The following is a 14,807-nucleotide window of genomic DNA, read 5'->3' on the forward strand; positions in this document are numbered from 1 at the left end:
GCCCCGACCGCGCGCGTCAGGCCGGGGGGAGGATCTCCGACAGCCGGAACCCGACCGGCTCCTCGAGCTGCGCGTAGGTGCAGGACGCGGGGTCGCGGTCGGTGCGCCAGCGGCGGAACTGGGCGGTGTGCCGGAACCGGTCGCCCTCCATGTGGTCGTACGCGACCTCGACGACCAGCTCGGGGCGCAGCGGCTCGAACGACAGGTCCTTGGTCGCGTTCCACCGGCTGACCGCCCCCGGCATCCGCTTGTCGCCGTGGGCGGACTGGTCCGCCCAGTCGCCCCACGGGTGGTCGGCGAGGTCGGGGTCGCGGTAGGGCGCGAGCTCGTCCAGCAGCGAGGCCCGCCGGGCCATCGGGAACGACGCCGCGACGCCGACGTGCTGCAACCGGCCGTCCTCGGTCCACAGCCCCAGCAGCAGCGACCCGACCACCGGCCCCGACTTGTGCCACCGGAAGCCCGCGACCACGCAGTCGGCGGTGCGGGCGTGCTTGATCTTGGACATCGCGCGCTTGTCGGGCAGGTACAGCCCGTCGAGCGGCTTCGCGACCACGCCGTCCAGCCCGGCGCCCTCGAACTGCGTGAACCACTGCCGCGCCTGCTCGAGGTCGGCGGTCGCGGGGGTCACGTGCACGGGGGCGTCGGGGCCGCCGCGGGCCGCGTCCAGGGCGTCGACCAGCCGCGCGCGGCGCTCGCGCAGCGGGGTGCCCATCAGGTCGTCGTCGCCGAGCGCCAGCAGGTCGAACCCGATGAACGACGCCGGCGTCTGCCCCGCGAGCAGCCGCACCCGGCTCTCGGCGGGGTGGATCCGCTGCTGCAGCGCGTCGAAGTCCAGGCGGTCGTCGGTGACGACGACGATCTCGCCGTCGAGCACGCACCGCGGCGGGGTGTGTGCCCTGATCTGCTCGACGAGCTCCGGGAAGTAGCGGGTCAGCGGCTTCTCGTTGCGGCTGCCCAGCACCACCTCGTCGCCGTCCCGGAACACGATCGAGCGGAACCCGTCCCACTTCGGCTCGGTGTGCCCCAGGTCGGGGATCTCGGGGACCGCCTTGGCCAGCATCGGCTTGACGGGGGGCATCACGGGGAGGTCCATGCGCCCCATCCTGCTCGGACGCGGCCGTCGCGGCCAGGGGTGGCTCAGCCGGCGTCGGGCCGATCCGGGGACCGCACGGGCTCGCCCGAGTCCGGCACCGGCAGCCCGGGTGCGCCCTGCGCGGTCGGGTCGAACCCGAACGTCCGCACGGTCCGGTCGCCGTCCGGGCCGATCCGCACGGTCGACACGCTCGCGTTCGGCAGGGCCTCCATCGGGACGGTGCCGGCCATCGACAGGTAGGCGAGCAGGGTGACGCCGTGGCTGACCACGAGGACGTCGCCGCCGCCGGGGTGCGCCTGCTCGATGCGCCCGAACGCGTCCGCCACCCGGTCGAGGTAGTCCCGGGTCGGCTCCGCGCCGGGGAACCCGCCCCACGTGCCGGTGAGCACGCCGCCGAAGATCGCGGCCGGGTCGCCGAGCGCCAGCAGCTCGGCCTCGGGCCTGGCCTCCAGGTCGCCGAAGTGCAGCTCGCGCAGGCCGTCGTCGCACGCGAGGTCCACGCCCGGGTGCGCCGTCAGGAGCTCGCGCGCCGTGGCGACCGTCCGGCCGGAGGGGCTGGCGTACGCCGCGGCGAAGCTCCGGCCCGCCAGGACGCGGGCCGTGGCGCGCACCCCCGCCAGCCCGGCCGGCGTCAGCGGCGAGTCCGACCAGCCCTGCAGCAGGCCGGCGGTGTTGTACTCGGTGCGCCCGTGCCGGACGAGGTAGAGCGTCGTCGCGCCGTCCGGGGTGGGCTCGTCGTCGAGCGCGCCGAGGACGACGCCGCCGGGGCCGTGCTCCGCCGGGTCGGCGGTGGTCGCGAGGAAGGGCATGCCCGCGATCCTAGGCACGGTCCCGGCGGTCGGGCCCGGTGGCCGGGCCCGGTGGCCGGGCTCCCTGCGGGTGGCGCGCGGTCAGGCCCGACGGCGCAGCGCCCACGTCGCGCCGGCCACCGACGCCACGCACCACACCACCAGCACGACCAGGGAGCGCAGCGGCAGGCTGAACGTGTCCTGCACCAGCCCGGCGCGGACCAGCTCCGCCATCGGCTCGATCGGCAGCCAGCCGTGCACCGCCTGCAGCCAGTCGGGCATCCGCTCGGCCGGGTAGGACACCGGGGAGAACAGCAGCACGACGAACACGAGCGCCTGGGTCACCAGGCTCGCCAGCGCCGGCGCCAGCAGCGAGGCCATCGCGTACCCGACGGCCGCCGCGGTGAGCGACACCAGCAGCGAGCCGGGTACCAGCCAGGGCGCCACCGACAGGTCGACGTCGTACCGCAGCACCCCGGCCAGCACGCCGAGCAGCATCCCGGGCAGCGCGAGCAGGGTCCACACCAGCAGGTCGCTGACCAGGAACGCGGTCCGCGGCACCGGGAGCGTGCGCATCCAGTCGAGGCTGCCCTCGGTGCGCGACTGGGACAGCAGCTGCGGGGTGATGACCAGGCCGATCGTGATGAGCGTGACCGTCGGCGCCCCCGTCGCGAGGTAGAGGGCGGTGGTCGGGTCGGGGTCGCCGACCAGCAGGCCGTAGCCGATCACGGTGGCGACGGCCATGAACACCTGCACGACGACCATCAGCGGCAGGTAGGTGGACTGGCGGCGGAACTGCCACTGCGCCAGCAGGAGGGTCTGGCCGACGGTGGTCACGCGGCCTCACCGACTGGGGCGGTCGTGGCGTGGTGCTCGTCGCCGACCAGGGACACGTAGACGTCCTCGAGGGACGCCGGGGTCAGCGCGTAGCGCTCGAGGCGGCCCGCGCCGACCTCGTCCTGCGCCCAGCGCACGACCTCGGCGGCGTCCTGGGCCCGCACCGTGCCGGTGGCCCGGCCCCGGGCGTCCGTCCCGGGCCGCACCGCGGGGTGCCACAGCAGCGGGGTGCCGGGGGAGAGGTCGACCTCGACCGTGAGCGAGCCCTGCAGCGGCGCGGTCAGGCCGGCGGGGGTGTCCTCGGCCAGCACGACGCCGTGGTCGAGGACGGCGAGCCGGTCGACGACGCGCTCGGCCTCCCGGACGTTGTGGGTGACGAGCAGGACGCCGCGTCCGGAGTCGGCGAGCGCGCGGATCTGCTGCCAGAGCAGCCGGCGGCGCACGGGGTCGACGTCGTTGGTCGGCTCGTCGAGCACGACCAGGCGGCCGGGCTCGACGACGGTCATCGCGAAGGCGGTGAGCCGGGCGATGCCGCCGGAGACCTTCTCGGCCGGGGTGTCCGCCCACGGGCCGAGGTCGAGCGCCTCGATGAGCGTCGCGGCGCTGCGGCGCACCGCGGTCCGGTCACCGCCGCGGATCCGGCCGACCAGCTCGATCGCGCGCCGCGGGGTGAGCCCGGTGATCGGGACGTTCGCCTGGGCCTGGATCGACACGCGCTGCCGGGCCTGGTGCGGGTCGGCGACGGCGTCGATCCCGTCGAGGTGGATCGTCCCCGCGTCGGGGAGCACCAGGCCGACCACCTGGTTGACCAGCGTCGTCTTGCCCGCGCCGTTGTGGCCCAGCAGACCCACGACCTGGCCGGCGGCCACGTCCAGGTCGATGCCGTCGTTCGCCTGCACGCCCCGGCGTCCGCGGTAGCGCTTGCGCAGCCCGCGGACGGTGAGCACGTCGTCGGAGCCCATCGTTCCCCTCCCTCGTCACGTCCCGACCGGCACATTCCGATCGGTACGTGCAGGACGGTAGCAGGGTTCGGCGGTCGGATACCAGGGGGTACATGACGGCGAGTTCGAACGTTGGCGCAGGTGGGGGACGTGTGCGAGCGAGGCGCGTACCTCGGGATACCGATCGGTACGTCGCACGCCTAGGATGGCCGCATGTCCCGCCACGAGCCCGACCCGCAGGAGACGATCGGCGCCGCCACGCGCGCGCTCGCCGACGCCACGGCCGCCCTCACCCGGATGATCGGGAGCCACGTCAACCAGGTCGTCCCCGAGGTGGGCGAGGCGCTCGCGGCCAGCCTGCGCGAGGCGTCCCGCGGGCTCGCCGACGCCTCCGAGAACGTCGCGAAGCGCGCCGGGACCGGCCGCGCGGAGGAGCGCCGGCGCGAGCGCGTCGACCGGACCCGCGCCGACCTGCTCGACGCCGCGGCCCGGGTGATCGCCGCCCAGAGCTACGAGGGCGCGTCGGTCGGGGACATCGCCGCCGAGGCCGGGTACACCAAGGGCGCGCTCTACGCGCACTTCCGGTCGAAGAGCGACGTGATGCTCGCGCTCGCGCGGGAGCGGCTCGGGATCGCGCTGGAGTCGCCCGAGCTGGACCTGCCCGGGCTCACCGACGACGGCGTGGACGTCGAGGTGCTCGCCGCCTGGCTCGCCGCCGCGCGCGAGGACCCCCGGCTGCTGCTGCAGCTGGAGTTCCTCACCTACGGGCTGCGCCACCCCGACGCCGCCGGGGAGCTCGCCGAGCTGCACGTCCGGTCGTTCGAGCTCGCCGCCGAGCAGGTCGCCCGCGTCCGGCTCGTCCAGGCCCACGGCGTCGCCGCCGGGGACGTCGTGCCCACGCAGGACGACCGGGACACCGCCCTCGCCATCATCAGCGTGCTCAACGTCGCGACCCTCGAGGGCAAGCTCACCGGCTCGCCGGACATGTCGCCCGCCGCCGGCGCCCGGATCATCGCCCGGCTGCTCGCGGACTGACGCGCGCCGGGTCGTGCCCGGGTCGTGCCCGGGCCGGGCCGTGCGGGTCGGGTCAGGCGTCCTCGCGGCGGGCGGCTCGGGCCAGGCGCAGCGGGACCGCGACCCACACCAGCGCCAGCCCCGCCAGCACCACGCCGCCCGCGACGTACCCCGCCGTCCGGTCCACCACCACGTCGAACAGCAGCATCGTCGCGCCCGCGAGCACCAGCGCGAGCATCGCCAGCCCGGTCTGCGCGAGCGTGTCGGCGGAGTCCACGAGCTCCCGCTTCAGGCCGCGGCGGAACAGGATCCGGTGCAGCGACACCGGCGCCACGATGAACCCCGTCGCGGCGACCGACAGCACGACCAGCACCAGGTAGAGGCCCCGCTGGTAGGCGTCGAGGTCGCCGAACCGCTGCTGGAACGGCACCGTCAGCAGGAACCCGGTGAGGATCTGCACGCCCGTCTGCGCCACCCGCAGCTCCTGCAGCAGCTCGTTCCAGTTCCGGTCCATCCGCTCGTTCGCGGTCTCGTCGCGCCCGTCGGCGGGGTCGGCGTCGGCGTGCAGGTCGGTCATGGTGCGTCCTTCGTCCACGGGCGTCCGGCCGGGGGGTGCCGGACGCTCAGGCCCGTATGGTGCCGCGCCGGGGCGGTCCGCGCGCGGCGACGGGAATCATCGTGCGTCCGCGGTCGTTGGAGCCCTATGCTGGACCTGCTGCGTGCGGTGCACGCGGTGGTCGGCAGTGGTTGACAACTGAACAGCATGATCACTGGGGGTGATCGGTTTCGACGGTGATCGTCGAACCAGGAGAAGCGGGCCGAGGACGCACGGTTATCTCGTCAACGCTCCGTGCAAACCCATAGGTGCCGATAACAAGCGCACCGACTTCGCCCTCGCCGCCTGAGCGAGCCTCGAAGTCCGTCAGCCTGAGCTAGCTTCCGACTCAGATCCTGGCGTCATCTAGGGAGCCACTGCTCGCAGCCTTCGTCACCGGGGCTGCGGGGACTTTTAGGTGACTGAGCCCGTCCACCGCTCGTCTGCGTGACGGTGGGGGCCGAGAAAAGCGCAGCAGACTGCGCCCGGAGAAGTCCTGGTCCCACGTCATCGGACGCGGGTTCGATTCCCGCCACCTCCACAGTGCACGAGGCCCGTCCCTTCCGAGGGGCGGGCCTCGTCGTGCGTCCGGGCCTGCGCGTCCGGGCCTGCGCGTCCGGACGTGCTCACCCCGGCGCGCTCAGCCGGAACACCGGCCAGCCGATCTCGGTCCGCCACGCCGCCGGGTCGGGCGTGTCGCGCGGACCGACGAGGTAGGTCTCGCGCACGGGGCCGGCGACCGCGAGCGTGTGGGCGACCACCCACGCGCCGAGCGCGCCGTAGGTGACGTCGATGTCGTCGTGCGCGCCGACGTGGGTCGTGACCGCCAGCTCCACGGTGGGCAGCGTCGTCGGTCGCACCCTGCCGGTGCGTGGCGGCCGGGTCGTGCGCCGGTACACCAGCACCCGGCCCCGGCCGTCCTCGAACAGGGCGTTGTCGTAGAGGCCCCCGGGCGCGCCGGTGGGGTCGGCGACGGCGGCGTCCAGCTCGGCCGTGGCCCCGGCGTACCAGGCCAGGACGTCGTCCAGGTCCACCTCGTCCTCGACCGCCGCGACGGTGGCCTCCGGCTCGACGCGCAGCGCGACGTCGAGGGCGGCGGGCTCGGGATGCAGCAGCCGGCGCAGCGACGCGACGGCGCCCCGGGTCCGGTCGAGCTCGCGCTCCAGGCGACGCAGGTGCTCGGCGACCAGGCGGGCGCGCGTGCCCGGGTCGGGGGATCCGAGGATCCGCCGCACGTCGGCGAGCGGGACGTCGAGCTCCCGCAGCCGGTGCACGACCTGCGCGGTCGGGATCTGGTCGGGGCTGTAGGAGCGGTACCCGGTCGCGGCGTCCACGGACGCGGGCTCGAGCAGACCCGTGTCGTGGTAGCGGCGCAGCGTCCGCACGCTCAGGTGGGTCAGCCGGGAGAACTCACCGATGGCCAGCACGCCGCCATCGTGCACCCTCTCCCCGGGGGAGGGTCCAGTCCTTGACCCTCCCGCCGCGGGAGCGCGCAGGGTCGCGGCATGACCACACCGACGAGCATCTCCCCGAACGGGCTCCCCGCCCCCGTCCGCGCCTACCTGGCGGCGCGCACCGCCGAGGACGCCGACGCCGCGCTGCGCGTGTTCACCCCGACGGCCGTCGTCGTCGACGACGGCACGACCTACCGCGGGGCGGACGAGGTCCGGCGGTTCCTCACCCGGGCCGGCGCCGAGTTCCGGTACACGAGCCGGCTGCTCGGCGCCCGGCGGGCGGATGACGGCCGCTGGGTCGTCACCCACCGGCTCGAGGGCGACTTCCCGGGTGGTGTCGTCGACCTGGACTCCTCGTTCGCGGTGGCCGGCGACCGGGTGTCCGCGCTGGTCATCGCTCCGGCGGGCTGAGGTCAGCGCCCCTGCGCCGCGTCCTCGTACCAGCGGACCCAGTCCCGTCCGGCGTCGCCCGCGCGCCGGCGCAGCGCCGAGCGGCGCAGGTCCAGCGGGCGCAGGTCGACCCAGCTGTCCGCGCGCAGCCCGGGGAGGCGGCCCGGCGGGCGGGTGTACTCCGGGCGGCGGTCCTGGTCCTGCGAGGTGAGGCGCGCGACCCGGCAGGTGCGGCCGCTGACGGACAGGACCACGACGGGTCGGTCCTTCGCGCCGGTGCCGTCGCGGTAGGGGACCATCGCGAACCACACCTCGCCGGGCCGGACCGTCGGCCGCCCCGCGCGCGACAGCAGCCGCAGCACGAGCAGCACGGCGCCGGCGCCGACGACGAGCAGCCAGGGGCGGTCCGCGATCAGGTCGGCGAGCGCGGGGGGCAGGAGCTGGTCGGTCACGGGACGCGAGCATGCCAGGACCGGGCCCCGGACGCCTTGCCCGGGACGGGACGATCGTCCCGTTGACGATGTGTCAATGAGTCCTACGGTCGTGCTGTGAGCGAGTCGGAGGACGCCGAGCCGGCGGGTCAGCAGCGGACGACGCGCACGGTGCTCGAACCGGAGCGCCGGCGCGCCGAGCTGCTCGACGCCGCGGAACGGGCCTACGCCGAGCGCGGGATCAGCCGCACGACGGTCAGCGACGTCGCCCGCGCCGCCGGGGTCACCCGCGGTCTCGTCTACCACTACTTCCCGACGGCGCAGGACCTGCTCGACGGCGTGCTCGACCGTCGCGTCGAGGCGTTCGCCGGATCCGTCCGCGACTGGGACGCCCACCGGACCGTCGGCGACGTCGCGGGTGCGCTGCGCGACGTCATCGCCCTGTTCCGGGCCCAGACCCGGCCCGACGACCCGCTGCGCGCCGACCTGCACCGGGTCGAGAACGCCGCGCTGTACCAGCGGTTCCTGGACCGGGCGGTGCTCGCCGTCGTCGACACCCTCCAGCTCACGACCGTCGAGGCCTACTCCGCCCGGCACGGGCTCGCGATCGAGCACGTCCGCGCGACCTTCGTCGTCCTCGTGCACGGACTCGTCGGGCTGGTCCGCACCGAGCCCGACGTCCCGGACGAGGTCCTGGCCGCGCTCGTGCGCCAGACGCTCCGGCTCGACATGGTCGGGCGCCTGCCCGCGCCCGACCCGGCCGGGTAGACCCCGCGCCCCACCGACCACGCCGCCGCACGACGCGACGGCGCCGTTCCGCAAGGAGGCAGCACCGTGTTCCTGTTCGAGTCGATCCCCTGGTACTCGGGGGTCATGTGGTGCGTCGTGCTCGCGGCGCTGATCGGGCTCAACGAGGTCACCCGACGGTGGCGCGCCGCCGGGCTCGCGTTCTTCGTCGCGCTGCCCCTGGTGCTGACGATCTTCGTGTGGCCGCAGACGGCCGGCGCGGGGTCGAGCACCGGCACGTGGTTCCACTGGGTCAAGGTCTACTCGGCCCTCGCGGGGTGCCTCGGGTTCATGGCGCTGCGGTACCACCCGAGGCTCGCGGCCAAGCGCTGGGCGCTGGCGTTCCCCGCCGCGATCCTCGCGCTGAACATCGCCGAGGCCGTGCTGCGCGACTTCCAGGTCGCCGGCATGACCGAGGGCATGCACGACGGCGTCTACATGGTCCCCGGGCCCTGGAACGTGATGAACGGCGTCGCCGGGATCCTCAACCTCGTCACCATCTGCGGCTGGGCCGGGATCATGATCAGCCGGTCGCCGAGCCGCGACATGGTGTGGCCCGACATGCTGTGGTTCTGGATCATCCCGTACGACCTGTGGAACTTCGCGTACGTCTACAACTGCGTCGGCGACCACGCCTTCTACGCCGGGGCGGCGCTGCTCATCTCGTGCACGATCCCCGCGTTCCTGCTCAAGCGGGGCGCGTGGCTCCAGCACCGGGCGCACACGCTGGCCCTCTGGATGATGTTCACGATGGCCGTCCCGACCTTCGTGACCTCGTCGCGGTTCGCCGTCGAGGCGTCGCACGACACCACCGCGCTGTTCGTGGTGAGCGCGATCTCGCTGCTGTCCAACGTCGCGCTCGCCGCCTACCAGGTGCACCGCGTCGTCACCACGCGCCGCAACCCGCTCACCGGCACCGAGCTCTACCCGGAGCTCGCCGCGTACCAGCGGGTCGTCGCCGAGGAGGGCGCGGGCGGGGAGCGGCCCGTCCGGGAGACCGTGCCCGCCTGAGCCGGCTCGTCGGCCGTCCGGGCGACGGGGCTCGTACCCTGGCGCGATGGAGCTGCGGTTCGAGGGCGAGGTCGTCCACTGGCGGGGTCCCGCCCCGTACCACTTCGTGCGCGTCCCCGACGACGCGGCCGCAGCCCTGCGCGCCGCGTCGTCGCTCGTCTCCTACGGGTGGGGCGTGATCCCCGTCCAGGGGCTGCTCGGGCAGACCCCGTTCACGACGTCCCTGTTCCCGCGGGAGGGCGGGTACCTCGTGCCGCTCAAGGACGCCGTCCGGCGGGCCGAGGACGTCGAGCTCGGGGACACCGTCGCGCTGGTGCTGACGGTCGACGTCTGAGTCCGGCGCGCGCGGGCCTGCGGGCGCTCCAGCAGCGGGTGCCGACCCCTGCACAGGCGGGGGAGGTGCGTGTCGTCCCCAGGTCGGGCGGCGGGGATGCCCGGAGCGCCGGCGACGTGTCCTAGCTTCGGGCGCATGGCCGACGACCCGCAGGGACACCCCGAGGAGGCGCCGCCCGACGTGACCTCGGGTGCGGCGCGGATCGGCGCGTGGAGCGTGGGCACCGACCCGGGCGAGCGTCGACCGGGGTTCAGCGTGGGCGCACGGCTCGTGGACGCGGGCACGCCCGCCGCCCCGGACTGGGACGCGCTGCCGGTGCCGCCCGAGGTGCGTGCCGCGTGCCTGGCGGCGCTCGCGGAGGTGCCGGCGGGGTCGGCCGAGCGGGTCCTCGTGGAGCAGCGGTGGGAGGTCGCGCTGCTGGAGGCCGCGGTCCCGGGTGCCGCGCTCGCGCAGTGGCTCGACGGGCTCGACCCGGGGTCGCTGTCCGCGCGGGGCGTCGTGGAGGCGGTCGCCGCGTCGGCGCGCGTCGAGTCCTGGGCGCACGCACGCACGGCCCGGTGGGCGGGCGTCCTCGCCCGGGAGCCCGAGATGGAACCGCACTGGAGCCGCCTCGCGGGACCGCCCCCACGGCAGCGCTCGGTCGCCGGCGACGAGCTGGCGATGCGGCTCGGGGTGTCGCGGATCGCCGCGAACCGGCTGGTCCGCGAGGGGATCGCGTACGAGGAGGTGCTCCAGGCCACCGGCGAGGCGATGGCGGCCGGCCGGGTCGACGCCTCCCGGGCGCGGGTCCTGGTCGACCGCCTCGCCGAGCTGCCCTGGGACGTCGCGACGCAGGTCGAGGACCGCGTGCTCCCGGGCGCAGGCCGGCGGACCGTCGCCGAGCTGGAGCGGGACGTCGCACGAGCGCTGCTCGAGGTCGACCCGGACGGCGTCGCGGAGCTCCACGACCGGGCGTACGCGAGCCGTCGGGTGTCGCGCCCGCGCATGCTCCCCGACGGGATGGCATCCCTGTCGGTGCTGCTGGCTGCGCAGGACGCCGTCCGCGTGGACGGAGTGCTGCGGCACCAGGCGCTGGCCGCGAAGAACCTCGGCGACCCGCGCACGCTCGACCAGCTGCGCGCCGACGGGCTGCGCGACCTCGTCGTCGGCACCGACCTGCCCGTCGACGGTCCGGCCTGGGAGGTCGGGTCGAGCACCGTGGTGCTCGACGGGGAGCGGGTCGGCGTCACGGTGTACCAGCGGGTGCCGGAGGGCGTGGCCGAGGTCGGTGCGGAGCGCGGGGCGGGCGGCGTCGTGGCGGACGGCGTGGCGGGTGCAGTCCATGCGGACGACGAGACGGCTGACCGGCCCGCTCGGAGCGCCGGCGGGATGCGACCCGGCGCCCAGGTCTTCATCACGATCTCGGCCGCGACGCTCCTGGGGATCGACGACCAGCCCGCGGAGCTGCACGGCTACGGCCCGATCGACGCCGTGCGAGCGCGCGCCCTCGCGGCGGGCGGGGTGTGGCGGAGGATCGTCACGGACCCGCGGTCGGGGACCGTCCTGGACGTGGGACGCACCCGCTACCGACCGCCGGCGGCGCTCGCGGAGCACGTCCGGCTCCGGGACCGGACGTGCGTGCGCCCGGGGTGCACGGTGCCGGCCGAGCACGCCGACCTCGACCACACCCGCTGCTTCCACCAGCAGCCGGGCGACCCGCCCGGCACCGAGCCCGGCACCACCTGCGCCGCGAACCTCGCGCCGCTGTGCCACCGCGACCACCGGCTCAAGACCGACGGCGGCCACACCCTGCACCAGTACGCCCCCGGTCTGTTCGAGTGGATCACGCCCACCGGGCAGCGCTACCGGTCACGGCCCGGGACCCGGGACCACGTCCGGACCACGAGCGACGACGCCGGCCGGCCGCCGCCGTTCTGACGCCGGTGCCGACGCTGACGGGTCCGGTTCGCCGGGCTGACACGGTGCCGAGCCGGTGCAGCCCGGGCGCCGCTCGCTCTGGCCTCCTAGGCTCGGGGAGCGCCACGGCTCGTGGCCGCGCCCCTCGCCGTCACCGTCGACCGAAGGACCAGCATGAAGACGTTCACCCTGCCCGGCACCGACATCGTCGCCCCCAACGTCGTGCTCGGGCTGATGCGCATCCAGGACAAGTCAGACGACGAGGTCCGCGAGCTCGTGCGGACCGCCCGGGACGCGGGGATCACGTTCGTCGACCACGCCGCCGTCTACGGGGACGAGAAGCACGGCTGCGAGGCGCGGTTCGCCGAGGCACTCGACCTGACCCCGTCGCAGCGGGACGAGTACGTCATCCAGACCAAGGTCGGCATCATCAAGGACGGTCCCTACTTCGACTTCTCCTACGAGGAGATCGTGTCGTCCGTCGAGGGTTCGTTGCAGGCGCTGCGGACCGACCACGTCGACATCCTGCTGCTGCACCGCCCGGACGCGCTGGTCGAGCCGGACGAGGTCGCGCGGGCGTTCGACGAGCTCGCGGCCGCGGGCAAGGTGCGGGCGTTCGGCGTCTCGAACCACACGCCCCGGCAGATCGACCTGCTGAAGAAGTCGGTCACGCAGCCGCTGGTCGTGAACCAGGTGCAGCTGAGCATCACGCACGCCCCGCTGGTCGCCGCCGGGGTGTCCGCGAACATGGCCGGGCTGGACCAGTCGATCGACCGGGACGGCGGGCTGCTCGACTACTGCCGGCTGCACGACATCACGCTGCAGGCGTGGTCGCCGTTCCAGAAGGGCTTCTTCGACGGCGTGTTCCTCGGCGACCGGGAGCAGTACGCGGAGCTCAACGACGTCGTCGACCGGCTCGCCGCCCGGTACGGCGTCACCCCGATCGGTATCGCGACCGCCTGGATCACCCGGCACCCGGCGCAGATGCAGGTCGTTCTCGGTACGACTACCCCGTCCCGCGTGACCGAGGCCGCCGCCGGGTCGCAGATCCCGCTGACCCGGGCCGAGTGGTACGAGCTGTTCCGTGCGGCAGGTCACCGGGTGCCCTGACACCTGGACCCGAGGGGGCAGACACGAGCGCCGCACGCCTGTACGTTTTGCTGCAACGCTCGGCAAGTCGTTGCAACCGTCGAGCGGGTGGGACGTCCCGGCACCGTCGCCGGGGCGGGCACGCGTCCCGCGCAGGGGGCGCTCGACGACAGGAGCAGGGCAATGACGCTCGTCCGATCACGCACGCACACCGCAGCCGGAGACCGCCGCCGACGGCGCGAGTCACCGGGCAGTGCACGGCGGTGGCTCGGCATCCGCCGGACCGTCGCCGGCCTGGCCGCGTTGACGCTCGGCGCCTCTGGGCTGCTGGCGGCGGCCGTCCCGGCGACGGCGACCGCACCGACCCCCTCGCCCGTGGTGACGTCGCCGAACGGGCGCGGCAACGTGGTGCTGAACCTGTTCCAGTGGACCTGGGACTCGGTCGCCGCCGAGTGCACCAGCACGATCGGCCCCGCCGGGTTCGGGTACGTGCAGGTGTCCCCGCCCCAGGAGCACGTCCGGGGCACGGCGTGGTGGACGTCCTACCAGCCGGTCAGCTACCGCATCGAGTCGAAGCTCGGCACCCGTGCCGAGTTCCAGCAGATGGTCGCGGCCTGCCGCACTGCGGGTGTCGGCGTCATCGCGGACGCGGTCATCAACCACACCACCGGCGCGGACCTGGGTAGTGGGACCGGTGTCGCCGGTTCGTCGTTCGGAGTCGACTCGTTCCCGGGCATCTACGGCTACGCGGACTTCAACGACTGCCGCTCGAACATCGCCAGCTACCAGGACCGTTACCAGGTGCAGAACTGCCGACTGGTCTCGCTGCAGGACCTCCGCACCGGGTCGACCTACGTGCGCGACCGGATCGCCGCGTACCTCAACGACCTGCTGTCGCTCGGTGTCGCGGGCTTCCGGATCGACGCCGCGAAGCACATCCCGGCCGCGGACCTCGCCGCGATCCGGTCCCGCCTGACGAACCCGAACGCCTACTGGGTGCAGGAGGTCATCGGCGCCGCGGGCGAGCCCGTCCAGGAGTCCGAGTACGTCGGCAACGGTGACGTGCACGAGTTCGACTACGCCCGGACGCTCAAGGCGCGGTTCGACGGGCAGATCAAGGACCTGGCCGGGATCGCGAACGGGCTGCTGCCGTCCGCGCAGGCGGGGGTGTTCGTCGACAACCACGACACCGAGCGCAACGGCGAGACGATGACGTACCAGTGGGGCGCCAAGTACGTGCTCGCCAACGCGTTCCTCCTGGCGTACCCGTACGGATCGCCCTCGGTGTACTCCGGGTACCGGTTCACCGACCACGACGCCGGCGCACCGGGCGCCACCGCCACGAGCGTCCCGGACGCGAGCTGCACCTCCGGCCAGTGGACGTGCACCCAGCGCTGGACCGAGGTCGCCGGGATGGTCGGGTTCCACAACGCGGTGGAGGGCACCGCCGTGACCCGCTGGTGGGACGACGGCGCGAACCACATCGCGTTCGGCCGTGGGAGCAAGGGCTACGTGACGATCAACAACTCCGCGGCGCCCGTGACCCGGACCTACCAGACGTCGTTGCCCGCCGGCACGTACTGCGACGCGGTCGCGGCGGCGGACTGCTCGCGCACGGTGACGGTCTCCGCGTCCGGGACGTTCACCGCGACGGTCCCGGCGTACGGGGCGCTCGCGCTGCACGTCGGGCGCACGACCACCGGTGGCGGTGGACCGGTGCAGGGCGACGCGTCGTTCAACGTCACGGCGACGACCGTCTGGGGGCAGAACGTGTTCGTCGTCGGCAGCATCCCCGCGCTCGGCTCGTGGGCCCCGGCCTCGGCGGTCCCGCTGTCCTCCGCGACCTACCCGGTGTGGCGGGCGACCGTCGACCTGCCCGCCGGGACGACCTTCGAGTACAAGTACGTGAAGAAGGACGGCTCAGGGAGCGTCGTGTGGGAGTCCGGCGGCAACCGGACGGCGACGGTCGGGGCCGACGGGTCGGTCGTGCTGGACGACACCTGGCGCTGACGCGCTCGGGGGACGCCGGGGTCGGGGGGGGGGGCGGGGGGGGAGGCGGCCCCCCCCCCCCCGGCGGGGGGGGGGGGCCGCGCCCGCCCCGAACGCGCCGCGGGGGGGACGGCCCACTCGGAGAGGACACCCGCCCCC

15 protein-coding genes and 1 other RNA gene are annotated in these 14,807 nt (G+C 74.4%); 9 read left to right on the plus strand and 7 right to left on the minus strand.

The annotated features are described in order from the left end of the window. Positions 1–16: 16 nt before the first annotated feature. The 4 genes from ACFVXN_RS02820 to ACFVXN_RS02835 all read right to left on the minus strand — a co-directional run bounded on the left by ACFVXN_RS02820 (position 17) and on the right by ACFVXN_RS02835 (position 3,680). Entirely contained in the window at positions 17–1,093 is a 1,077-nt protein-coding gene (locus ACFVXN_RS02820; RefSeq protein WP_389226914.1) for an ATP-dependent DNA ligase, read from the minus strand. Positions 1,094–1,137: 44 nt separating this feature from the next. Next, positions 1,138–1,902, minus strand: coding sequence for a histidine phosphatase family protein (locus ACFVXN_RS02825; protein ID WP_389226917.1), 765 nt, complete (start codon positions 1,900–1,902; stop codon positions 1,138–1,140). Between the two features lie 81 nt (positions 1,903–1,983). Further along, positions 1,984–2,718: an ABC transporter permease gene (locus ACFVXN_RS02830; RefSeq protein ID WP_389226920.1), complete on the minus strand. Its 735-nt coding sequence runs from the start codon at positions 2,716–2,718 to the stop codon at positions 1,984–1,986. After that, the gene (locus tag ACFVXN_RS02835; protein ID WP_389226923.1) at positions 2,715–3,680 is read right to left on the minus strand and encodes an ABC transporter ATP-binding protein; all 966 of its coding nucleotides are present in this window, start codon (positions 3,678–3,680) and stop codon (positions 2,715–2,717) included. Before ACFVXN_RS02835 ends, ACFVXN_RS02830 begins: the two co-directional genes overlap by 4 nt. Positions 3,681–3,872: 192 nt before the next feature. On the opposite strand from ACFVXN_RS02835, the gene ACFVXN_RS02840 reads away from it, so the two are divergent. Next, positions 3,873–4,694 (plus strand): TetR family transcriptional regulator, encoded by an 822-nt coding sequence (locus ACFVXN_RS02840; protein WP_389226925.1) that lies wholly within the window; start codon positions 3,873–3,875, stop codon positions 4,692–4,694. Positions 4,695–4,746: 52 nt separating this feature from the next. Here ACFVXN_RS02840 and ACFVXN_RS02845 read toward each other — a convergent pair whose 3' ends face one another. Further along, positions 4,747–5,250: a DUF6328 family protein gene (locus ACFVXN_RS02845; RefSeq protein ID WP_389226928.1), complete on the minus strand. Its 504-nt coding sequence runs from the start codon at positions 5,248–5,250 to the stop codon at positions 4,747–4,749. Positions 5,251–5,445: 195 nt separating this feature from the next. Here ACFVXN_RS02845 and ssrA point away from each other — a divergent pair. Next, positions 5,446–5,812, plus strand: a transfer-messenger RNA (tmRNA) gene (ssrA, locus tag ACFVXN_RS02850). Between the two features lie 82 nt (positions 5,813–5,894). Here the strand turns inward: ssrA and ACFVXN_RS02855 are convergent. Next, positions 5,895–6,695, minus strand: a complete 801-nt coding sequence (locus tag ACFVXN_RS02855; protein ID WP_389226931.1) for a MerR family transcriptional regulator — start codon at positions 6,693–6,695, stop codon at positions 5,895–5,897. A 78-nt stretch (positions 6,696–6,773) separates the two neighbouring features. Between ACFVXN_RS02855 and ACFVXN_RS02860 the strand changes: the two genes are divergently transcribed. After that, positions 6,774–7,133 (plus strand): nuclear transport factor 2 family protein, encoded by a 360-nt coding sequence (locus ACFVXN_RS02860; protein ID WP_389226934.1) that lies wholly within the window; start codon positions 6,774–6,776, stop codon positions 7,131–7,133. A gap of 2 nt (positions 7,134–7,135) precedes the next feature. On the opposite strand, the gene ACFVXN_RS02865 is transcribed toward ACFVXN_RS02860, so the two are convergent. Continuing rightward, positions 7,136–7,564 (minus strand): type II toxin-antitoxin system PemK/MazF family toxin, encoded by a 429-nt coding sequence (locus tag ACFVXN_RS02865; protein ID WP_389226937.1) that lies wholly within the window; start codon positions 7,562–7,564, stop codon positions 7,136–7,138. Positions 7,565–7,660: 96 nt separating this feature from the next. Here ACFVXN_RS02865 and ACFVXN_RS02870 point away from each other — a divergent pair, with 96 nt between their 5' ends. The 6 genes from ACFVXN_RS02870 to ACFVXN_RS02895 all read left to right on the plus strand — a co-directional run bounded on the left by ACFVXN_RS02870 (position 7,661) and on the right by ACFVXN_RS02895 (position 14,669). Next, complete coding sequence (locus ACFVXN_RS02870; protein ID WP_389226940.1) at positions 7,661–8,311, plus strand: TetR/AcrR family transcriptional regulator; 651 nt, start codon at positions 7,661–7,663, stop codon at positions 8,309–8,311. Positions 8,312–8,377: 66 nt separating this feature from the next. After that, positions 8,378–9,340, plus strand: coding sequence for a DUF5692 family protein (locus ACFVXN_RS02875; RefSeq protein ID WP_389226943.1), 963 nt, complete (start codon positions 8,378–8,380; stop codon positions 9,338–9,340). A 46-nt stretch (positions 9,341–9,386) separates the two neighbouring features. Continuing rightward, the gene (locus tag ACFVXN_RS02880; RefSeq protein ID WP_389226947.1) at positions 9,387–9,674 is read left to right on the plus strand and encodes a DUF1905 domain-containing protein; all 288 of its coding nucleotides are present in this window, start codon (positions 9,387–9,389) and stop codon (positions 9,672–9,674) included. 135 nt (positions 9,675–9,809) lie between these two features. Beyond that, the gene (locus ACFVXN_RS02885) at positions 9,810–11,591 is read left to right on the plus strand and encodes a DUF222 domain-containing protein (RefSeq protein WP_389226950.1); all 1,782 of its coding nucleotides are present in this window, start codon (positions 9,810–9,812) and stop codon (positions 11,589–11,591) included. A gap of 153 nt (positions 11,592–11,744) precedes the next feature. Next, on the plus strand, positions 11,745–12,680 hold the full coding sequence (locus ACFVXN_RS02890) for an aldo/keto reductase family oxidoreductase (RefSeq protein ID WP_389226953.1): 936 nt from the start codon (positions 11,745–11,747) through the stop codon (positions 12,678–12,680). A gap of 162 nt (positions 12,681–12,842) precedes the next feature. After that, positions 12,843–14,669: a carbohydrate-binding module family 20 domain-containing protein gene (locus ACFVXN_RS02895; protein ID WP_389226956.1), complete on the plus strand. Its 1,827-nt coding sequence runs from the start codon at positions 12,843–12,845 to the stop codon at positions 14,667–14,669. Positions 14,670–14,807: the final 138 nt, after the last annotated feature.

This window comes from Cellulomonas sp. NPDC058312, assembly GCF_042880135.1.
In the GTDB taxonomy this organism is placed as follows: domain Bacteria; phylum Actinomycetota; class Actinomycetes; order Actinomycetales; family Cellulomonadaceae; genus Cellulomonas.